Below are 20,310 nucleotides of genomic sequence, written 5' to 3'. Positions count from 1 at the left end.
CAAGTTGAAATATTCATACGTAGCGCGTCAACCCATACTCGATGCAGATAAGAAAACCATAGGTTACGAGTTGCTATTCAGGGATGGTCCTAAGAACACTTTCCCTGAAGTAGAACCGGAGCTCGCTACAAGCCGTTTGCTATCTGACCATTTCTTATCGACCCACTACAATACATTGGGTGATAAGCTGGGTTTCGTTAATTTCCCCTATGCAAGCCTGATCAACTTAGTCCCGACTCTGTTCCCCAAAGAAAGTTTAGTCGTTGAGGTTCTTGAAGACTGCGAACCGACCGATGAGTTACTTGAAGCAATTAAGACTATCTATGATGCGGGCTACACCATCGCTCTGGATGACTTTGTTCCAAGTAAGGCGTGGAAGCGCTTCTTACCTTACGTATCGATTATCAAATTCGACATCCGTCTGATATCTATCGAAAAAGCCTCAATATTTATGAGCTCTATGCAAGGGCTGGATATCAAGTTTCTTGCCGAGAAAGTAGAGACTTACGAGGAATATCAGCAAGCAAACAAAGCCGGTTTCAGTTACTTCCAAGGGTATTTCTTCAGCAAACCTGAAATGATCCAGACTCGCGCTCTCAACCCCGCTTTTCTGACCATCGTCCAGCTACTGAAAGAGATAGCCAACGATCCTATCGATTTTGGTGAAGTAGAACGACTGATCACGTTAGACGTGACGCTTTCCTATAAGCTACTAACCTACGTAAACTCAGCAGGTGGTTCAGCAACCACCATCCGCTCGTTCCGCCAAGCACTGGTTTATTTAGGCGAGCAGAAACTGCGTAAATTTGTATCTCTCGTAGCGATAGCATCGGCGAAAGAAGACAAACCAGATTCACTTTATGGCTTAGCGGTGATTCGCGCTCGTCAATGCGAACTGCTAGTCGAAAAGATGAACGTGAAGGTTGAGCCCGGACAAGCTTTCTTAACCGGTATGTTCTCGTTATTGGATTCATTGTTTGATCAACCGTTAAAGCAAGTGCTGGATTCAGTACCAATTGACGAAGAGATAAAACAAGCACTAATACTACGCAAAGGTGTATTAGGCGCGGTCTTAGCCATGGTGGTCGCTTATGAGCAAGCTCGATGGGATGAAGCAACTCGTATTCGCAATCTCCTCAAACTCAGCGAGGCTCAACTCGGCCTTGCCTATGATGAGGCGACGGCTTGGGCTCAAGATTTATTAGCTCCCGCCTAAACATCACGAATCTACTTAAATTAAAACTACACTTTGGTGAGCTTTAGTTTCTTGTTAAACTCCAACGCATTCATTTATGGCCTCTTACTCAGAGGCCATTTTTACAGGATTTGACCATGTCTTTATGCCCATGTGGTAGCAACAATACTTACCCAAAGTGCTGTGAATCAGCACACCTTGATCACAGCTCAGTAGAAACGCCAGAGCAGTTGATGCGCTCTCGTTATTCCGCGCATGTTTTAGGATTGGTCGATTATGTGGTTGCTACCTATCATCCTAGCTGTGATGCTGAGTCTCAAAGAGAAGGGATTGCTGAATCAATCGACAGTGATTGGGCGGGGCTAGAGGTTATCGATACCGCGAAAGGTTCTCACGAAAACGAGGGCTTTGTTGAGTTTAAAGCTTATTTCAATGAAGACGGCGCACAATACTGTATGCAAGAACGCTCTCGTTTTGTTCGTGAAAACGGCCTTTGGTTCTATATCGATGGTGAGTTCCCAGAACAAAGCCAACCAGAGCCCGAGATAGATCCTCGCCTAAACCAAACGGTTGAAAGCTTCAAGATCGGCCGTAATGACCCATGTATTTGTGGTAGTGGTAAGAAGTACAAGAAGTGCTGCGGGTAACTCGCGCAACTAGGAAGTCAGATTAACAGAAGAGATTCCTGATGTCGCTAAGGCTCCTTGGAGTGACGAGACATAAAGACAAAGAACTCGACTCATAGATTGACACTAAAAAGCCCCGTAAACGCAATGTTTACGGGGCTTTACTTATCTAGATGTATCCTAAAGATAGATTACTTATGGCGCTCTTTAAGTTTATTAACTACGTCGTTCATTGATAGACCTTGGTCTTGAAGAAGAACCATTAGGTGGTAAATCAAATCCGCAGATTCACACACTAATTCCGCCTTATCGCCCGACGTCGCCGCAAGCGCGACTTCAACGCCTTCTTCGCCCACTTTTTGCGATATACGCTTGGTGCCACGGGCATATAAACTGGCAGTGTAAGAAGACTCAGGATCTGCGTCCTTGCGGGCAGCCAGTAGCTGCTCAAGTTGATGAAGCCACACCATCTGAGACTCTTCTTGTGGGTCAGAATCCCAACATGTTGTTGTACCCAAGTGGCATGTTGGGCCAATTGGATTAACTTTAACCAACAACGTATCGTTGTCGCAATCAAGTGACATGTTCACCAGTTGCAGAACATTTCCTGAAGTCTCACCCTTGGTCCAAAGGCGCTCTTTAGTACGAGAGAAGAAAGTCACTTGACCTGTTTCGCCCGTCTTAGCTAGCGCATCTTGGTTCATGTAACCCATCATCAGCACTTGGCTTGATTGGAAATCTTGTACAATCGCAGGAACGAGACCGTCGACTTTATCCCAATTGATACGTTCAGCTAGCGTATTTACTTCTGTCGCTGCAAAACTCATAGACGCACCTCTACACTTTGTTGTTTTAGATACTGCTTTAATTCACCAATATTGATGACTTGTTTATGGAATACTGAAGCAGCGAGCGCTCCATCCACATTGGTTTTGTTATAAGCTTCAGCAAAGTGCTCCATTGCACCTGCGCCACCCGAAGCAATCAGAGGCACGTTACACACTTCACGCACCATGTTGAGCTGCTCAAGGTCGTAACCGTTGCGAACACCATCTTGGTTCATCATGTTTAGTACGATTTCACCTGCGCCACGCTTTTGTACTTCCTGCACCCAATCTTTGGTTTCCCATTTGGTTGCTTTGGTACGCGCTTCATCGCCTGTGAATTGGTAAACCTGATACTTACCGGTCTCTTTATCGAAGTATGAATCGATACCAACAACGATACACTGCACGCCGAACTTATCAGCAAGATCAGTGATCAGTTGTGGATTAGCCAGTGCTGGCGAGTTGATGGATACTTTATCAGCTCCAAACTCTAGAATGCGCGCTGCATCTTCTGCTGATTTAATACCACCAGCTACACAGAAAGGAATATCGATCACTTCAGCGACACGCTTTACCCAACTCTTGTCGACAACACGGCCATCACTTGATGCCGTGATATCGTAAAATACTAATTCATCCGCGCCCTCTTCTGCGTAGCGCTGTGCTAGCGGAACGATGTCGCCAATGATTTCGTGGTTACGGAACTGAACGCCCTTTACCACTTGTCCGTCACGGACATCCAAACAAGGGATTATTCGCTTTGCCAACATGCAAACGCCTCCTCTGCGGTGAACTTGCCATCAAGTAGCGCACGCCCCACAATCACACCAGCCACACCGCTACCTTTTAGAGCTTCGATGTCCGCTAGGCTGCCAATGCCGCCTGATGATTGGAATTGAACCTGCGGGTACTGCTTACAAAGATCCACGTAAAGCTCTACGTTTGATCCTTCTAGCGTGCCATCACGAGAGATATCAGTACACAGCACGTGCTTAAGACCAACGGTTAGGTAATCTTCAATCAACGCTTCAATGGTCACGCCTGAATCTTCCTGCCAACCTGAAATCGCCACTTTGCGAGTGCCGTTTTCGTCAATGTTGATGTCCAAAGCAAGAACAATTTTTTCAGCTCCGTACTTTTCCATCCAACCTTTAACAAGCTCAGGCTGCTTCACTGCTGTTGAACCAACAACAACACGTTGTGCACCGGCTTCAAGTAGGTCAATCACATCTTGCTCATTACGTACACCACCACCAATTTGAATATTAGCCGGCGTACCATCAAGTAGCTTCGCGATCAGGTCTAACTGGCGAGCAGTGGTGTCTTTTGCGCCTGTTAAATCAACAAGATGCAGCCAGCCAGCACCAGCTTGGTGATATAGATTGAACTGCTCTGCTGGGTCTACTTTGTATTCTGTCACTTGCCCGTAATCCCCTTGGAATAAGCGAACTACTTGGCCTTCAATTAAATCTAATGCGGGAATAATCATTTACATTCCTTATATGGCAACGTTAGCCGCTGCCTAATCCTTATTACAATTCCAAGAAATTCTGAATCAGCTTAGAACCAGCTTTTGATGAACGTTCTGGGTGGAACTGAACACCATAATAGTTACCGCTTTGCACCGCTGCGGTAAACGGATTACCGTAATCACACTGTGCGATGGTGTAGTCACCTACTGGCATTGCGAAGCTGTGAACGAAGTAAAAGTACTCGCCTTCTTCAATGTCTTTAAATAGAGGGTGATTCGGTGTTGCTGTGACGGTATTCCAGCCCATGTGTGGCAGTGGTAAATCGCCCGTATCCAGTAAACGAACCTCACCCTCGCACAAGCCTAGACATTCAACTAGCTCGTCAGCCTTTTGGCCTTTCTCTTGAGACAATTTACCAAGAAGCTGCATACCTAAACAAATGCCAAGTAGAGGCTTCTCTACTTGCTTTACAAGAGCGACAAGGTCACGTTCTTGTAGGTTTTTCATCGCTTCACTTGCTGTGCCTACACCGGGTAGGAATAACTTGTCAGCTGCAAGAACCACTTCTGGCTCTTTTGAAATTTCAACCGCATAGCCCAAACGTTCAATGGCGAACTTCACCGATGAAACATTGGCACAACCAGTATCAATAATGACGACTTTCTGCTCTTTCATACCCATTCCTTACAGGACGCCTTTGCTGCTCGGTAACTCAGTACCTTCAACTTTAATTGCTTGGCGAAGTGTACGACCAAACGCTTTGAATAGGCTTTCAATGATGTGGTGATCATTGTTGCCAGCAGAAGAAAGGTGCAGCGTACAAGCTAGCGTGTCAGTTAATGAGCGGAAGAAGTGAACCACCATTTCCGTTGAAAGGTCACCCACTTGCTCACGGCTAAATTTAGCATCGAACTTCAGGTATGGACGGCCAGAGAGGTCTAGCGCACACTGAGCGAAACACTCATCCATTGGCAGGCTAAAGCCAAAGCGGCCAATGCCACGTTTGTCACCTAGCGCGTCTTTCAGAGCTTGGCCTAACGCAAGTGCTGTGTCTTCTACTGTGTGGTGATCATCAATGTGCAGGTCGCCTTTCACGGTCAGGTTCATTTGGAAACCACCGTGTGTCGCGATTTGATCAAGCATGTGGTCAAAGAAACCCATACCTGTATCGATCTTGTTGCCACCGGTTTCATCAAGGTTTACCGCTACCTTGATGTCAGTTTCTTTGGTGGTACGAACCACTTCAGCAACACGAGCGTTAACCGTCAGGTCTTTTACAATTTGTGGCCAGTTTAGCGTGCCTTCCGTTTCAGCATCTGGGCCATATTGAATACCGCGGATTGCCATGTTCTCTGCAAGTTGAAGATCCGTTACTCGATCGCCAATCACAACAGAGTGTTGGAAGTCGACTTTACCGCCCTGTAGATATTCTTTAACCATGCCTAGCTTAGGCTTACGGCAAGAGCAATTGTCTTCGTCAAAGTGAGGGCAAATAAGCACGTCATCAAACTTTACGCCTTGAGATTCGAACAAATCCATCATCATATTGTGTGGCGCATCGAAATCTTCTTGTGGGTAGCTATCAGTACCAAGGCCATCTTGGTTAGTTACCATCACTAGACGGTAACCAGCATCTTGCAATGCAAGTAGGCTAGGAATCACTAGCGGTTCAAATTTTAGTTTGTCTAAACGGTCTACTTGGAAATCTACTGGCGGCTCAACAATTAAGGTGCCATCGCGGTCTATAAAAAGTATTTTCTGTTGTTTACTCACTTGAACTTCCTTTTAATTTTAAATCTGGTGGCCTAGCAAAAATCAAACGCTAACCCAAAATATTGATTTCATTTGTCAGCCTATTATTCATCGAATAAAGGCTAACAAATGTTATTACTGGCAAGCCTTTCGTTACTGATAAAAGTTACGAATGAATCCAAGTGTCTTTTCGCACTCTTCGCGGTTACCAATACTAATTCGAACACAGTCTTCAATTGGCGAATTACGTAAGATAATGCCACTGTCCCATGCCGCTTTAAACAATTCGTCACCGTTCGGGAATTTAACCAAAAGGTAGTTACCCCAACCATCAAATACCGTAACGTTAGGCATCCCCATTAGGCCTGCCTGTAAGTATGCTCGGTTAGCGCTCAAGTCCAAAACCTGAAACTTTGCTCTTGCAAGACCTTGTTCTGAAAGTGCTTGAACCGCGATATCCGCAACAGGGATTGGCACTGGATATGGCGCAATCACTTTCAACAATACATCGATAAGCTCTTGGTTCGCCAGCGTAAAGCCACAGCGTAGTCCAGCCAATGCAAAAGCTTTAGACAAGGTACGCAGAATCGCTAGATTCGGGTATTGCTCAAGTAAATCAACGGTTGACGCTTCTGGGCAGAAGTCGATGTACGCTTCATCCATCACCACAATCGCTTTGTCTTGAGTCATCTCAAGTAACTTGATGATGTCTTTACGTTCAACCAAATTACCAGTCGGGTTATTTGGGCTACAAACAAACACCACTTTCACGTTGTCTAACTGAGCTTCAATCGCTGGAAGATCGAGTTGCCATTCAGCAGTTAGAGGTACAACTTTGCGCTCAACACCAATCGTCTCAGCGCTAATCGCGTACATACCATAGGTTGGTGGGCAGTAAAGAATAGCGTCTTCGTTCGGCTCACAAAAAGCACGAATCAGCAGTTCAATACCTTCATCGGCACCACGTGTTGTCAGAGTTTGATCTGATTTCACACCTGCATATTGAGCATAAGCATCAATCAACTCTTTAGGCTGACATTCGCTGTAGCGATTAAGACGAGACAAGCTTACGTTGTACTCGTTATCGAATGGGGATTCGTTGGCGTTTAACCAAACGTCACCCGTGCCGCCAATGCGTCTTGCAGACAAGTAAGGTGTAAGAGCCTGAACTTGTTTTCTCGCTAACTTTTCCATGCCCTGCCCTTATTTTGCTTGGTTTAACTTTTCAACTCGGATGGTCACAGCGCGTTTGTGTGCATCCAAGCCTTCGGCTTCCGCCATTGTTACTACAGTCGGAGCTAGACCTTTTAAGCCATCGGCTGTCAGTTCTTGCACCGTCATACGTTTAGAGAAATCGGCTAAACCAAGGCTAGAATACGTCTTTGTGTAACCGTAGGTCGGCAATACGTGGTTAGTACCAGAGGCATAATCACCTGCAGATTCTGGAGACCAGTCACCAAGGAAAATAGAGCCTGCATTATCTAGCAATGGCAGCAATTCTCGTGGATTCTTGGTTTGAACGATCAAGTGTTCAGGACCGTAGAAGTTCGAAATAGCAATCGCTTGAGTGATAGATTCAGCAATGATAATTAGGCTTGATGCCAACGCTTGCTGAGCGATACTCGCACGAGACAGTTCTTTCAATTGTTTTTGAACGGCTTCGGTTACTTGATCTGCAATCAATGGCGATGGTGTTACCAACACCACTTGCGAGTCAGGTCCGTGCTCCGCTTGGCTCAACAAGTCAGCCGCAATGAAGTCTGCGTCTGCCGTTTCATCAGCAATCACTAACACTTCTGATGGGCCTGCTGGCATATCAATCGCCGCGCCACGGAAGTCGTTGCTCACTTGGCGTTTCGCTTCAGTTACGAAGGCATTACCTGGGCCGAAAATCTTATCGACTTTAGCAACGCTTTCCGTACCGTAAGCCATCGCAGCAACCGCTTGACCACCACCAACGTTGTAAACCTCATCGATCTTACAAAGCTTAGCGACGTACAAAATTTCGTCAGCGATTGGTGGAGGCGAACAAAGCACAACCTTACGACAACCTGCGATTTGAGCGGGAACACCTAACATAAGAACCGTTGACGGAAGCGGCGCACTGCCACCCGGGATGTACAGACCAACCGTGTTAATTGCACGTGTCACTTGCTCACACACAACACCTGGTTGCGTCTCAACCTTAATTGGCTGAGGTTTCTGAGCTTCATGGAACTTAGCAATATTGCTGTAAGCTTGTTCTAACGCCTGCTTCATTTCTGGAGTTAAACGAGCGCTCGCTTCTTCAATCTCATCCGAGCTCACTCGAATTGATTTTGGAGTCACGCGGTCAAACTTCTCAGTCAGTTCTTTAAGCGCGGCATCACCCTCATTTCGTACTTTTGCAATAACATCAGAAACTGTCGCTGTGATGTTTGCACCTTCAGTAATAGCGGGACGCTCTAATACCGAGTCTTGCTGTGACTCACTTAAAGATTGCCAAACAACGGTTCTCATCGTCATTACCCCATCATTTTTTCGATTGGTAGTACTAGAATCGAGCTAGCGCCCAACTCTTTCAGCTGTTCCATCGTTTCCCAGAACAAGTTCTCTGTACTTACTAGGTGAACAGCAACTTTATCTTTGTCCGTTGACAGTGGCAGAACCGTTGGATCTTCAGCACCAGGCAGTAGTGCTTTGATTTGCTCCAGCTGAGACGTTGGCGCGTGTAGCATGATGTACTTCGACTCTTTCGCTTGTTGAACACCCTGCATACGAGTCAGTAGTTTTTCAATCAATGCTGTTTTGTCTGCGTCGAATTCACCAGTACGTTGAATCAAGGTCGCTTTAGATTGGAAAATCACTTCCGCTTCTTTTAGGCCGTTTGCTTCTAGCGTCGCACCAGTAGAAACCAAGTCCGCGATTGCGTCAGCAAGGCCAGCGCGAGGAGCTACTTCAACCGAGCCTGTTAGCATACAAGTGCTGAAATCAACACCCTGCTCGTCCATGTAGGCTTTAAGTAGTTGTGGGTAGGTTGTTGCAATACGCTTGCCCGCTAGATCTTGTGGGCCGTTGTACTCTTCATCTTTGTTAATTGCGATAGATAAACGGCAGCCACCGAAATCTAGACGACGTAGTGTTTCGAACTCTGCTGGCTCTTTAAGAGCAAGGCGATCTAGACGAACTTCTTCAAGCTCATTTTCACCGATAAAACCAAGGTCAACCACACCGTCCATGATAAGACCTGGGATGTCGTCATCACGAACTAATAGCAGGTCAATTGGCATATTTAGTGAATGAACCACTAGGCGCTCACCCATGATGTTAAATTTAACACCACATTTTTTTAGTAGGTCTTGGCACTCTTTACTTAAGCGACCTTTCTTTTGAATTGCGATTCTTAGGCGTTGTGTCTGCATTGCTGTATCCCTCTGCAAATATTTGAATTTATTGATTATTTAAAAGCGCTAAAACTAAAAAACCCTCGGAAGACTCTGTCATCCCGAGGGTTTAAATCTAAATTCTTTTGACTTAACCTCCGGGAGTAATCTTGCTCCCGGGTATACGTAAATCTCCCCGAAAGACTAGATAGGGTGATGATGGTGATGAATGTTCATTACTAATTTACGCATACTTATCAGCTCTTAGGTTGTTTGCTGTCTTGTCTCCACACTAACTAAGGTAAGATCCTTTTTCAACCATTTATTCGAACTTTTTTCACGAAACTTAAAATTAAATTAACAGGCATAAAAAAGGGAGGCCAACGCCTCCCTGATAGTTTACTGATTAACTTTCGTTTTTAGCTTTTACATGTCGCCATTTTGCAACGAGAGAAATAAGCCAGAGCGAAACATACAGCTACGAACGTTAGTGCTGCAGCGCTGAATGCGATACCAATAGAAGCTGTCATACCTAAGGTAATAAAGCCAATACACGATACAAATGCGACTGAAAGCGCGTACGGAAGCTGTGTCGATACGTGGTCGATGTGGTTACAACGAGCACCAGTAGAAGACAGAATCGTCGTATCAGAGATTGGAGAACAGTGGTCACCAAATACTGCACCCGCTAGAACCGCACTTAACATAGGAAGAATCAGTGCGATATCCGATGCTGCTGCCATGTCACCTGCGATAGGTAGCATGATACCGAACGTACCCCATGAAGTACCTGTTGAGAACGCCATAACGCCCGCTAGAAGGAACAAGATAACTGGTAGCCAGTGGTAATCGATGCTGCCCGTTACTAGAGATGATAGGTACGAACCTGTTTTCATGTCGCCGATTACAGAACCGATAGTCCATGCGAACACAAGGATTAGGATTGCGCCAAACATAGAGCTTGCACCAATCCACATTGTTCTTGCGATATCGGCCATAGATAGCTTTTGCTTGAATACTGTCGCTAGTGCTACTAGTAAGCCGATAACACCACCGTAAACAAGAGATTTACCAACATCTGTATTTTCGAATGCACCAAGTAGGTTAAACGCTTGACCATCAGCAGCTAACGCCTGACCGCCTGTGTAAAGCATCGCAGCTACAGTCGCTACGATCAATGAAACGATCGGCATGATTAGGTCAGAAACAGAACCGTTCTCGCTCTCTTCGATATCTAGCTCTTCGTTTAGATCGTGAGCTTGCTGGCTATCGTTGTCACCTTCAAAACCACGGCCTTGAGACGCTTCGATCTCGTGATCGCGCATCTTACCAACATCTAGACCGAACCACGCCACTGCGAACACCATAAGAAGTGCAAATACCGCATAAAAGTTCATTGGAATTAGACGAACGTAAGCGCCGAGAGCTGAATACTCAGTCACACCGTGTGTTACTAGGATGCCACCAATAATAGTAATGATGTAAGCACCCCAACTAGAAGCTGGCATGATCACACACATAGGAGCTGCAGTAGAATCAAGAATATAAGCTAGCTTAGCGCGAGATACGTAGAAACGGTCTGTAACAGGACGAGAGATTGCACCCACTGCCAAGCTGTTGAAGTAATCATCAACAAAGATGAATACACCTAAAAATGCAGCAAGCAGTTTTGAACCACGCTTGCTCTTAACTCGAGATTGAGCCCACTCAGCGAATGCACGAGTACCACCAGAAAGCGTTAATAGCGCTGTTGTCATTCCAAGAATAATTAGGAAAGCAATGATGCTCATGTTCCAAGTATTGATACCACCATCTTCGATGAAAACACCAGATGCTTTAGTAAATACGTAGCTAGCGGCATTACCTACTGAATAGTCAGCCAGCAAGATGGCACCCATAACGATACCGACACCCAAAGAAACCAATACACGGCGGGTAACAATAGCAAGGCTTAAAGCCACAAGTGGCGGAAGCAAAGATAAAGGAGATGTTGCAAAATCTATTAAATTCATGATCTTCAAAAACCAGTTTTTTATTTGGCTAGAGATCTACTGCAGACAAACTTGATACGGCTGACCAAGTTCATGTTGAACTAAGCGAAAGGGAAGTGAACACTTCACCCAACCCTACAGTAGCGCTCCATAGTTTAAAATTAAGACTATGGCAGTGTTGTACCTATTGAGCACAACCCCAGCAAATTGCTTAGATATACAATTTACTTCGGCAATTACACCTTTCATTCCCGTTCATTGGCATCACCCCAACGAAAACTACTTTTTATAATTGCACCTCTACGTGCGACAACATTATTAACCAATCAAACAATAGTTTAACAAATGATTAACCAAAGCATCGCATCAGGTAGCCGCAATTGTACCCATCAAGAGCAACAATGCAACATATCATTCCGAGAAAAAGCAGCTTTTTATTTATGAACTAATCAACCTAAGAGTAGTCAACATAAGGTAATTACTCCACCAGTCACATATCAGTTTTTAAGATAATCTTAATATCTATTATAAATTCAATAGAAAGGTGCATGGAAATTTTCAACTATTCATCTCACTTTTATATTTAAATATGTAATAGAAGAAATACTATTTGTTTTATTCCTAAGCTCTGTTTATTATTAGGTGGATTATTTAGTTTACCTTGATGGAAAATATCATGTCTGAATTAACAAAAACTCTATTAAATATCCGTAGCCTTCGCGCATTCTCACGTGAATTAACTCTTGAGCAATTAGAAGAAGCGCTAGACAAGCTAACTATTGTTGTACAAGAGCGTCAAGAGTCTGAAGCTGAAGAACGTGCAGCAAAAGCAGCACAAGAAGCTAAACTTTCTGCTATTGCTGAGCAAATTGCAAAAGACGGAATTGATGTTGCTGATCTTATTGCTGCACTTTCTGGTGAAGCAAAATCTAAAACAACAAAAGCAAAACGCGCTCCTCGCCCAGCTAAATACAAATACGTAGACGCAAACGGTGACGAGAAAACTTGGACAGGCCAAGGTCGTACGCCTTCAGCTATCCAAGAACAACTAGATGCTGGTAAATCTCTGGAAGATTTCGCTATCTAAGCGTTTAGTTTGCAGAGTGAGTAATCCAATTACCTACTAAGCAATAGAATTAATATTTAAGTCGACCAAAGTATTATTTACGGCTTCAATATATTCAGAAACAAAAAAGGCTCCTTTCGGAGCCTTTTTTATATTTTGTTACTCTTCAATGTTTTTTATAAACATAGATGCGCATTTGATAAACTCATGCGCACCAGATAAACAAAATCTCTTATCTTTCCCAGTACGCTTCTTCTAGGCTGTCTTCTCTTTCAGGAAGGCCGCGAGATAAACGTGGAGAGTGCTGAACTAATACTTCGTAACTTGCACGGTTTGAGTATTTACAAACTTGTGAGAAAGAAGAATATGTCAGGAATGAATGTTGGTGCTTGCTTGAGTTTGGCACGTTTTCTTTGTGGTACTTATTCGCAGCCATATCATGCAATAAAGCCGATAAAGCAGCATCACCAGCACCATTAGTATTTTTGATCTTTTCTGGACCGCCCATATAAGGAGCAATATGTGAATAAACTTTCGTTGGGTTTTCACATAGATCTTTATGAGCCGGACGACTAAATTCGTAACGGTTGAATTCGGCAATTGAACCAGGAAGCAAAGGCAGTGATGTTTCACGCTTCGCTGCATCTTCTGTGTAACCCGCCATAAATAAGCCAACAGGACCTGCTGTACATAATACTAGGTCTACCCAGTCTAGCGCTTTATCAGAGGCAGCTAGTGGATCGCTTTCGCCAGTTAAAGCTTCAGCTTCGTCTTCATTCATTGCAACAACAGTTACGTGTTGCTCTAAGAAATCTTTCCAGAATTCAGGATCGTCTTGAATAACAAATTTCGTACCCAGTGTTAAAACAACAGGCACATCGTATTTCTTCGCGTATTCGATCGCTTTCATTGTTGCTTCAGGCATAGGGTCACCTGGTTTACAACGAACTAAATAAGCAGTTAATACTAAAGCAGAAGCACTTTTGAAAATCTTTTCAGGAATACTTTCTGGATTTAGTTGGTTCATTTGACCTTCGCTAATTGCGAAAGTACGTTCACCGTCTTCAGTAATTAATGCAAAGCAGCGACCAATTGCGCCATCTACCCCTTGTAAATGGTTCAAATCCATTCTGCTTGATGTATTACATAAATAGCGGTAACCATAACTACCGATTTTAATATCTTGGCTCATTACGCCCAGCAGTGTTGAGCGGTCATCCGCCAGGACTGAATAGTTGTGTAATGTATTACCAATAGTGCCACCAGCATATTCATTGGTAATTAAGCACTGTTCTTTGAGTTCTTGATATAAAGACTCAGCCGCTTCATCACCGATAACCAGTGAGTGTCCCTTACTTAAACCGTACTTCTCAATAAGTTCAGAACTCACTTTTGCTTCAATATCCACCAAAGTTTGGTCAATACCGATAATATGAGTACGTGACATTCTTTTACTGCTTTGAGCTTGGCTCACTAATGGATCACGAGCGTGAACCGGAAAATAGTGCTTTGATTTACGTTGTCCAGGGAATTTCATAGGGCTAGTCTAAGTCAAGGGGAAATAGGTGGCGGATTCTACCGCGCTATATTTAACGCGGCAATCATTCAAACTATAGCAAACGTTTGCTGAGCTATTTTTTTATTCGCCTTCCATAAAGCTTAAATCAGGCAGCATCTCTAAATGCTCGGCATAACGCTTTTGGTTAAACTCTGCGCCATTTTTCATTACGTCAAATACTTCAACGGCAAGTGCACATGCCATTGCTGCAATTGCATCTTCACGCGGTGTGCCTGTCATCATCAGACGCATTAACGTCTCTTTTACCTTAATTGGCTGGCCGTCTTCTAGCTGATTTTCAATAATTTCAATCAACTGCTCTTCTTGCATAAATTCGTTTTGTTCAGACATTTTTTTATCTCAGGTCTTGGATTTCGAGCGACTATGCCACATATACTTCTGACATCCTAGCGACTCACCTCGCTCTCATGCGATTCCTAACAAACTCAGCGCACTATTTGTGCAAATGAAACTGTGATTCCGGTCTCGGATCTGTCACGGCGTTTCTCTTTCTGTTAGAATCTGCGACCAAGTAATAGTAACGGTGTTTAGACATGTCAGATATCAGCTCTGGAAACAGCGAAAAGAAAGTAATTGTCGGTATGTCCGGCGGTGTAGATTCGTCAGTATCGGCGTATCTTCTTCAGCAACAAGGCTATCAGGTAGAAGGCCTTTTCATGAAAAACTGGGAAGAAGACGATAACGAAGAATACTGCACAGCAGCTGAAGATCTTGCTGATGCTCAAGCGGTATGTGACAAACTAGGTATCCACCTTCACACTATCAACTTTGCTGCAGAATACTGGGACAACGTATTTGAATACTTCCTTGCGGAATACAAAGCAGGCCGTACGCCTAACCCAGATATTCTTTGTAACAAAGAAATCAAATTCAAAGCATTCTTAGAGTTTGCCGATGAAGTACTAGACGCAGACTACATTGCGATGGGTCACTATGTTCGTCGTACTTTCCCGACTCAAGAAGAACTAGAGGCTGGCGTTAAACCAGAAATGCTACGCGGTCTAGACAGCAACAAAGACCAAAGCTACTTCCTTTACACACTAAGCTCAGATCAAGTTGCGCGCAGCCTATTCCCAGTTGGTGAACTAGAGAAGCCTGAAGTTCGACGCATTGCTGAAGAGCAAGACTTAATCACCGCGAAGAAGAAAGATTCGACAGGTATCTGTTTTATCGGTGAGCGTAAGTTCACAGAGTTCCTTGGCAAATACCTACCAGCACAACCAGGTGATATCGAAACACCAGAAGGTAAAGTGATTGGTAAACACAACGGTCTGATGTACCACACATTGGGTCAGCGTAAAGGCCTTCACATTGGTGGTACCAAAGGCGGTGGCGGTAACGAAGACCCATGGTTTGTTGGCGAAAAAGACCTTAAACGTAATGTTCTGATTGCCGTACAAGGTAAGGATCACCCACTTCTAAAATCAGAAGGTTTGATCGCTTCTCAGCTTCATTGGGTAAATCGCACACCAATTACTGAAGTTATGACATGCACGGTAAAAACACGTTACCGTCAAACCGATATTCCTTGTACAATCATCCCAATTGATGACGAGAACATTAAGGTTATTTTTGACGAGCCACAAATCGCAGTGACCCCTGGTCAGTCTGCAGTATTCTACCAAGATGACGTATGTCTTGGTGGTGGTATCATCGAAAAACGCATCTAACTGATCGAACGACAAACGATAGAAGACAACTAGGAGTTACTACGTGGCTAATACACTTTATGACCGTACCATTGCTTTCGCCGGAATTTGCCAAGCTGTGGCTTTGGTTCAACAAGTAGCGAAAGACGGCCATTGTGATAAAGATGCCTTCGAAGCTTCACTCAGTGCTATTTTGAACACTAACCCAGCGAACACTGTGGGTGTTTTTGGGCGTGAAGCTAACCTAAAACTTGGGCTTGAGTGCCTAGTAAAAGGTATCGATAGTACTCCTGCTGGTAGCGATATTACTCGTTACATCATCAGCTTAATGGCGCTTGAACGTAAGCTATCATCTCGCAACGATTCTATGTCTCAGCTTGGTGACCGCATTCAAACAGCAGAGCGCCAGAGTGAACATTTCGACTTGTTTGATGAACAAATGATCAGCAACCTAGCGAGCATCTACCTTGATGTTGTAAGCCCAATCGGCCCTCGTATTCAGGTTTCTGGTACACCAGCGGTACTTCAACAAACCTCGAGCCAACACAAGGTTCGCGCCCTACTACTCTCAGGGATTCGAAGTGCTGTTCTATGGCGTCAAGTTGGCGGCAAACGTCGTCACCTTATCTTCGGTCGCAAGAAGATGATCGAGCAGGCTCAAATCCTATTAGCTCGAATGTAACTTATTAGCTCGCGCCTCGTCGCGAGCTTGTTTTTTGTATCAATACAACTCTAACGCAAACGTTTGCGCAATGTGCGTGACAATTGAGATTGTTACTGGTATAAACCTCTCAAAATTTAAAAAACTCAATTCAGGAGAACACCATGGAACTGTCAGCATTGACTGCTGTTTCACCAGTAGACGGCCGTTACGGAAGTAAGACTATTGCATTACGCAGCATCTTTAGTGAGTTTGGCCTACTAAAGTACCGCTCTATCGTTGAAATTCGTTGGTTACAAAAGCTTGCAGCTACTGATGCAATCAAAGAAGTACCAGCGTTCAGTGCAGAAGCTAACCAGTTTCTTGATGAACTAGCCGCTAACTTCAGCGAAGAAGACGCTCTACGTATCAAAGAGATCGAGCGCACAACAAACCACGACGTGAAAGCCGTAGAATACTTCTTGAAAGAGAAAGTAGCAGGCGTTCCTGAGCTTCACGCTGTAAACGAATTCATTCACTTTGCATGTACTTCTGAAGACATCAACAACACGTCTCACGCACTTATGCTTAAAGAAGCTCGTGACGAAGTTGTTCTTCCAGAGATCCGCAACGTAATCGACGCAATCAAGGCGCTTGCGAACGAATACCGCGACATTCCTCTTCTTTCTCGTACACACGGTCAGCCTGCTTCTCCTTCTACTATGGGTAAAGAGATGGCGAACGTTGCGTACCGTATGGAACGTCAATACAAGCAAATCGAAAACGTTGAAATCCTAGCGAAAATCAACGGCGCTGTTGGTAACTACAACGCACACCTTTCTGCATACCCAGAAGTAGATTGGCACCAGTTCTCAGAAGAGTTCATCACTGAATCTCTTGGCGTAACTTGGAACCCATACACAACTCAAATCGAACCTCACGATTACATCGCAGAGCTATTCGACGCGATTGCTCGTTTCAACACGATCCTTCTAGACTTCGACCGTGACGTTTGGGGCTACATTGCTCTTGGTCACTTCAAGCAGAAGACGATTGCTGGTGAAATCGGCTCATCTACCATGCCGCACAAAGTTAACCCAATTGACTTCGAAAACTCAGAAGGCAACCTTGGTCTAGCTAACGCTGTATTTGGCCACCTAGCACAGAAACTACCAGTTTCTCGCTGGCAACGTGACCTAACTGACTCTACGGTTCTTCGTAACCTAGGTGTTGGTGTTGGCTACGCAATCATTGCATACACTTCAACTCTGAAAGGTATTAGCAAGCTAGAAGTTAACCGCGAAGCACTACTTGCTGAATTAGACAAGAACTGGGAAGTTCTTGCTGAACCAGTACAAACAGTAATGCGTCGTTACGGCATCGAGAAGCCATACGAGAAGCTAAAAGAGCTAACTCGTGGTAAACGTGTAGATGGCGAAGGCATGCGCGCATTCATCGACGGCCTAGAGATCCCTGAAGACGAGAAAGTTCGTCTGAAAGAGATGACTCCAGCGAACTACATCGGTCAAGCTGTCGAGCTAACTGACAAGCTGTAATTTTCGAATTTCGAATTGCAGAATAGACTAAGGCTTCCCATGTGGAAGCCTTTTTATTACGTGCAATAACATGCCCAGACACAGACTTACCAAACAAGAACACAAACCCTACCTGTCACCTCACTTTGATCGACCTAAGCTCTCAGAATAGGCAAACCACATTCCTTCCTATCGCCACTTAAACCACGATCAAAAAGGCTCCCCGTAGGAAGCCTTTAGCACTCTCTCAATATATTAGAGATTACATGTTACGTAGAGAAGCAATACGCTTATCAAGCGGTGGGTGGCTCATTAGAAGCTCTGTTAGAGAACGTTTACCGTTGATACCAAATGCAATCATAGAACCCTCTAGTTGTGGCTCGTGGCTCACCTTTAGACGCTCTAGTGCAGCAATCATCTTCTCTTTACCTACCAAGTGCGCTGCACCTGCATCAGCATGGAATTCACGATGACGGCTGTACCACATGGTGATGAAGCTCGCTAAGAAACCAAATACCAACTCCAACACCATAGACACACCGAAGTAGACCATCATGTTGCTACCACCCTCTTCTTCGTTGTCGTTCGACGCCACAATGTTAGCAATGAAACGAGAAAGGAAGATAACGAACGTGTTCACAACACCTTGCATTAGCGTCATTGTCACCATGTCGCCGTTTGCGATGTGGCTAACTTCGTGAGCCAATACCGCTTCAGCTTCATCACGCGTCATGTTGTGTAGCAGGCCTGTTGATACTGCGACCAATGAATCGTCGCGCTTAGCGCCAGTTGCAAATGCGTTGATGTCTGGCGAATCGTAGATCGCCACTGTCGGCATACCAATACCAACTTGTTGGGCTTGACGGCTTACCGTCTCCATCAACCAGTGTTCTGTTTCGTTGCGTGGGCTTTCAATCACCATACCGCCAACAGAACGAAGTGCCATTTTCTTTGACATCATTAGTGAGATGAATGAGCCGCCGAAACCGAATACCGCAGCCATCACCAACAAGCCTGAGAGGCTACCTGGTTGCATACCTGTGACTGCGTATACAATATTAAGAACAACACTTAGTACCAATACAACCGCAAGGTTGGTTGCAAGGAACAACATTACTCGCTTCATTACTTATCTCCGCATGAAAGCTGTTTTTATCAAACTTATTGTTATAGACAAGGCAGACAGCAATTGATTCCAACCTTGACGACTTATACTTACTTATACATATAGTCTTAGATTAAGAAAACAAGGTTAAGCATTAAATTGAAACATTTGATTACGGGAGTAGCGCAATTTGCACTCGTCCATTAGACCTAAGTAGTATGGTCTACCTCTATCGTTCAGTTTAGAGTGTTAATCAATTAATGATTGGCTAGTTCATGTAACAAAAGGAAAGGATCATGGTTGAAGGTACTAACACTCAAATGGCTATCGATTTACTGTGCTGTCACCTGGGGATTACTGAAGAAGAAGCGAAAAAACAGATCGGTATTCTTACGCCAGAGGCTGCGCAGACAAACATCACAGAGACACAACAAGCACTAATGGGACTTACAAAAGAACATTGATCCCAAGCTTAACTCTACACAGGCTTAAAATAGCAAAAGGGCTGCAATCGCAGCCTTTTTTCTATTTACCCATAGTAACATTAATTGAAATATCGCTTAGCCAACAAATCACACTCATTTCGAAGAGCTTTAATAAATGGGTCACTTCCTAACTCAATGGTATGAAACAAGCTAAAGGGGACTTTCAAATCATTGCTTAGCAAACTCGTCTCTTTCTTTTCTATATCGCCCTTCTTAACAGCCCCTTCAGCAGTTCGATTAGGCAATAGTGCCCATCCTTGGTCTTGAAGCAGCTGTATGATTAAATCGCTACTACTAACAATACGCGTGCTATAGGAAAACGCTTTTATAACGCCCTCTGCTTTCAATGCGTTTTCACTCAGATATTGGATTTCCAACTGAGCATCTTCAAGATCAAAAGTAGGTTTATGCGCCAACGAAGTATCGCTCCCAACATATACACCATAATCAATATACCCAAGGTGTTGGAAGTGAGCTGGAAATCCTAGGGAAATAGCGCCTCTAGTCGGGAAAATAGCAAAATCGAGTGCACCACATTTCAGCTCATCAAGGCCAACCTCACGATTTCTCGCCAACCAGTTAATACTCACTAATGGAAAGCATTTAGTTGCCCATAACTCGACACTCTTCAAAAAACCAAATGGAAAATCGACATCATAACCAATATTAAAATGTGTTCTCGACGCAGAGAATAAGAATTGACTCACTTCGGCCAACTTGCTCTCCTGTCTAATCACCAGAATCGCATGTGGATACAGTTTTTCTGCCGCAAATGTTGCTACTGCCTTTCTTCCTACGATATTAAAAAGAGCGTAACCTAAAGCATCTTCGTAAGACTTCACCAATTCCCTAACCGTTGTACGATCTTTATTTAAAGATCGTCCGGCTCCGCTAAAGGAGTGGTTCTCGTAAACAGCAATAAAAGCTCGCAGTTGTTCCAACGTATGCATAAAACACCTTTTGAACGCCTAACCCCATCATAAGTGATTTTTAAGAGTGTGAAATTCCTAGCATAATTGCTAGCAG

Annotated in this window: 20 protein-coding genes, 1 riboswitch and 1 other annotated feature; of the genes, 7 read left to right on the top strand and 13 right to left on the bottom strand. The window is 44.3% G+C overall.

What is annotated here, in order from left to right; genetic code table 11:
* Window positions 1-4 precede the first annotated feature (4 nt).
* Complete coding sequence (locus F0251_RS01430; RefSeq protein WP_061031754.1) at window positions 5-1,216, top strand: EAL and HDOD domain-containing protein; 1,212 nt, start codon at window positions 5-7, stop codon at window positions 1,214-1,216.
* 116 nt (window positions 1,217-1,332) lie between these two features.
* Complete coding sequence (locus F0251_RS01425) at window positions 1,333-1,842, top strand: YchJ family protein (protein WP_105059274.1); 510 nt, start codon at window positions 1,333-1,335, stop codon at window positions 1,840-1,842.
* 170 nt (window positions 1,843-2,012) lie between these two features.
* Here the strand turns inward: F0251_RS01425 and hisIE are convergent, their stop codons facing one another.
* From hisIE to F0251_RS01380, 9 genes are all read right to left on the bottom strand, one after another.
* Window positions 2,013-2,648 carry a bifunctional phosphoribosyl-AMP cyclohydrolase/phosphoribosyl-ATP diphosphatase HisIE gene (gene hisIE / locus F0251_RS01420; protein WP_008223543.1) on the bottom strand — a complete coding sequence of 212 codons (636 nt, stop codon included), beginning with the start codon at window positions 2,646-2,648 and terminating at the stop codon, window positions 2,013-2,015.
* Window positions 2,645-3,418, bottom strand: a complete 774-nt coding sequence (hisF, locus tag F0251_RS01415) for an imidazole glycerol phosphate synthase subunit HisF (RefSeq protein ID WP_105059273.1) — start codon at window positions 3,416-3,418, stop codon at window positions 2,645-2,647. The genes hisIE and hisF overlap by 4 nt, the downstream gene beginning before the upstream one ends.
* On the bottom strand, window positions 3,400-4,137 hold the full coding sequence (gene hisA / locus F0251_RS01410; RefSeq protein ID WP_171730156.1) for a 1-(5-phosphoribosyl)-5-[(5-phosphoribosylamino)methylideneamino]imidazole-4-carboxamide isomerase: 738 nt from the start codon (window positions 4,135-4,137) through the stop codon (window positions 3,400-3,402). The genes hisF and hisA overlap by 19 nt, the downstream gene beginning before the upstream one ends.
* Before the next feature lie 43 nt (window positions 4,138-4,180).
* Entirely contained in the window at window positions 4,181-4,795 is a 615-nt protein-coding gene (gene hisH, locus F0251_RS01405; protein WP_105059272.1) for an imidazole glycerol phosphate synthase subunit HisH, read from the bottom strand.
* 9 nt (window positions 4,796-4,804) lie between these two features.
* Window positions 4,805-5,893 (bottom strand): bifunctional histidinol-phosphatase/imidazoleglycerol-phosphate dehydratase HisB, encoded by a 1,089-nt coding sequence (hisB, locus tag F0251_RS01400; RefSeq protein WP_105059271.1) that lies wholly within the window; start codon window positions 5,891-5,893, stop codon window positions 4,805-4,807.
* 132 nt (window positions 5,894-6,025) lie between these two features.
* Window positions 6,026-7,066: a histidinol-phosphate transaminase gene (gene hisC, locus F0251_RS01395; protein WP_061031759.1), complete on the bottom strand. Its 1,041-nt coding sequence runs from the start codon at window positions 7,064-7,066 to the stop codon at window positions 6,026-6,028.
* 9 nt (window positions 7,067-7,075) lie between these two features.
* The gene (gene hisD / locus F0251_RS01390; protein ID WP_105059270.1) at window positions 7,076-8,377 is read right to left on the bottom strand and encodes a histidinol dehydrogenase; all 1,302 of its coding nucleotides are present in this window, start codon (window positions 8,375-8,377) and stop codon (window positions 7,076-7,078) included.
* Entirely contained in the window at window positions 8,377-9,273 is an 897-nt protein-coding gene (gene hisG / locus F0251_RS01385; RefSeq protein ID WP_061031761.1) for an ATP phosphoribosyltransferase, read from the bottom strand. The genes hisD and hisG overlap by 1 nt, the downstream gene beginning before the upstream one ends.
* A 53-nt stretch (window positions 9,274-9,326) precedes the next feature.
* Window positions 9,327-9,463: a sequence feature (His leader region), on the bottom strand.
* 190 nt (window positions 9,464-9,653) lie between these two features.
* On the bottom strand, window positions 9,654-11,246 hold the full coding sequence (locus F0251_RS01380) for a Na+/H+ antiporter NhaC family protein (protein WP_061031762.1): 1,593 nt from the start codon (window positions 11,244-11,246) through the stop codon (window positions 9,654-9,656).
* Between the two features lie 112 nt (window positions 11,247-11,358).
* Window positions 11,359-11,536: riboswitch (Lysine riboswitch) on the bottom strand.
* 365 nt (window positions 11,537-11,901) lie between these two features.
* Here F0251_RS01380 and F0251_RS01375 point away from each other — a divergent pair.
* Window positions 11,902-12,312, top strand: a complete 411-nt coding sequence (locus tag F0251_RS01375; RefSeq protein WP_061031763.1) for an H-NS family nucleoid-associated regulatory protein — start codon at window positions 11,902-11,904, stop codon at window positions 12,310-12,312.
* 211 nt (window positions 12,313-12,523) lie between these two features.
* Here F0251_RS01375 and F0251_RS01370 read toward each other — a convergent pair whose 3' ends face one another.
* Window positions 12,524-13,828 (bottom strand): inosine/guanosine kinase, encoded by a 1,305-nt coding sequence (locus F0251_RS01370; RefSeq protein WP_061031764.1) that lies wholly within the window; start codon window positions 13,826-13,828, stop codon window positions 12,524-12,526.
* Between the two features lie 102 nt (window positions 13,829-13,930).
* Window positions 13,931-14,200: a hypothetical protein gene (locus tag F0251_RS01365; RefSeq protein WP_008223525.1), complete on the bottom strand. Its 270-nt coding sequence runs from the start codon at window positions 14,198-14,200 to the stop codon at window positions 13,931-13,933.
* 203 nt (window positions 14,201-14,403) lie between these two features.
* On the opposite strand from F0251_RS01365, the gene mnmA reads away from it, so the two are divergent.
* From mnmA to purB, 3 genes are all read left to right on the top strand, one after another.
* Window positions 14,404-15,540 (top strand): tRNA 2-thiouridine(34) synthase MnmA, encoded by a 1,137-nt coding sequence (gene mnmA, locus F0251_RS01360; RefSeq protein ID WP_061031765.1) that lies wholly within the window; start codon window positions 14,404-14,406, stop codon window positions 15,538-15,540.
* A gap of 43 nt (window positions 15,541-15,583) precedes the next feature.
* The gene (gene hflD, locus F0251_RS01355) at window positions 15,584-16,201 is read left to right on the top strand and encodes a high frequency lysogenization protein HflD (protein ID WP_061031766.1); all 618 of its coding nucleotides are present in this window, start codon (window positions 15,584-15,586) and stop codon (window positions 16,199-16,201) included.
* 143 nt (window positions 16,202-16,344) lie between these two features.
* The gene (gene purB / locus F0251_RS01350) at window positions 16,345-17,715 is read left to right on the top strand and encodes an adenylosuccinate lyase (RefSeq protein ID WP_061031767.1); all 1,371 of its coding nucleotides are present in this window, start codon (window positions 16,345-16,347) and stop codon (window positions 17,713-17,715) included.
* A gap of 241 nt (window positions 17,716-17,956) precedes the next feature.
* Here the strand turns inward: purB and htpX are convergent, their stop codons facing one another.
* A complete protein-coding gene (htpX, locus tag F0251_RS01345; protein WP_171730155.1) occupies window positions 17,957-18,820 on the bottom strand; it encodes a protease HtpX in 864 nt (287 codons plus the stop codon).
* A 275-nt stretch (window positions 18,821-19,095) separates the two neighbouring features.
* On the opposite strand from htpX, the gene F0251_RS01340 reads away from it, so the two are divergent.
* Entirely contained in the window at window positions 19,096-19,263 is a 168-nt protein-coding gene (locus F0251_RS01340; RefSeq protein WP_162884288.1) for a hypothetical protein, read from the top strand.
* A gap of 80 nt (window positions 19,264-19,343) precedes the next feature.
* On the opposite strand, the gene F0251_RS01335 is transcribed toward F0251_RS01340, so the two are convergent.
* Window positions 19,344-20,234 (bottom strand): LysR family transcriptional regulator, encoded by an 891-nt coding sequence (locus F0251_RS01335; protein WP_171730154.1) that lies wholly within the window; start codon window positions 20,232-20,234, stop codon window positions 19,344-19,346.
* Window positions 20,235-20,310: the final 76 nt, after the last annotated feature.

This window comes from Vibrio sp. 070316B, assembly GCF_013114115.1.
GTDB classification, from domain to species: Bacteria; Pseudomonadota; Gammaproteobacteria; order Enterobacterales; family Vibrionaceae; genus Vibrio; species Vibrio chagasii_B.
The sequence above is the reverse complement of the archived record's forward strand: the minus strand, read 5'-3'. Positions and strand labels throughout refer to the sequence as shown.

Excerpts from the sequence above, each read along its gene's own strand:
- F0251_RS01425 (WP_105059274.1), top strand. The coding sequence starts at position 1,333 with ATGTCTTTATGCCCATGTGGTAGCAACAATACTTACCCAAAGTGCTGT.
- hisIE (WP_008223543.1), bottom strand. The coding sequence starts at position 2,648 with ATGAGTTTTGCAGCGACAGAAGTAAATACGCTAGCTGAACGTATCAAT.
- hisF (WP_105059273.1), bottom strand. The coding sequence starts at position 3,418 with ATGTTGGCAAAGCGAATAATCCCTTGTTTGGATGTCCGTGACGGACAA.
- hisA (WP_171730156.1), bottom strand. The coding sequence starts at position 4,137 with ATGATTATTCCCGCATTAGATTTAATTGAAGGCCAAGTAGTTCGCTTA.
- hisH (WP_105059272.1), bottom strand. The coding sequence starts at position 4,795 with ATGAAAGAGCAGAAAGTCGTCATTATTGATACTGGTTGTGCCAATGTT.
- hisC (WP_061031759.1), bottom strand. The coding sequence starts at position 7,066 with ATGGAAAAGTTAGCGAGAAAACAAGTTCAGGCTCTTACACCTTACTTG.
- hisD (WP_105059270.1), bottom strand. The coding sequence starts at position 8,377 with ATGACGATGAGAACCGTTGTTTGGCAATCTTTAAGTGAGTCACAGCAA.
- hisG (WP_061031761.1), bottom strand. The coding sequence starts at position 9,273 with ATGCAGACACAACGCCTAAGAATCGCAATTCAAAAGAAAGGTCGCTTA.
- F0251_RS01380 (WP_061031762.1), bottom strand. The coding sequence starts at position 11,246 with ATGAATTTAATAGATTTTGCAACATCTCCTTTATCTTTGCTTCCGCCA.
- F0251_RS01375 (WP_061031763.1), top strand. The coding sequence starts at position 11,902 with ATGTCTGAATTAACAAAAACTCTATTAAATATCCGTAGCCTTCGCGCA.
- F0251_RS01370 (WP_061031764.1), bottom strand. The coding sequence starts at position 13,828 with ATGAAATTCCCTGGACAACGTAAATCAAAGCACTATTTTCCGGTTCAC.
- F0251_RS01365 (WP_008223525.1), bottom strand. The coding sequence starts at position 14,200 with ATGTCTGAACAAAACGAATTTATGCAAGAAGAGCAGTTGATTGAAATT.
- mnmA (WP_061031765.1), top strand. The coding sequence starts at position 14,404 with ATGTCAGATATCAGCTCTGGAAACAGCGAAAAGAAAGTAATTGTCGGT.
- purB (WP_061031767.1), top strand. The coding sequence starts at position 16,345 with ATGGAACTGTCAGCATTGACTGCTGTTTCACCAGTAGACGGCCGTTAC.
- htpX (WP_171730155.1), bottom strand. The coding sequence starts at position 18,820 with ATGAAGCGAGTAATGTTGTTCCTTGCAACCAACCTTGCGGTTGTATTG.
- F0251_RS01340 (WP_162884288.1), top strand. The coding sequence starts at position 19,096 with ATGGTTGAAGGTACTAACACTCAAATGGCTATCGATTTACTGTGCTGT.
- F0251_RS01335 (WP_171730154.1), bottom strand. The coding sequence starts at position 20,234 with ATGCATACGTTGGAACAACTGCGAGCTTTTATTGCTGTTTACGAGAAC.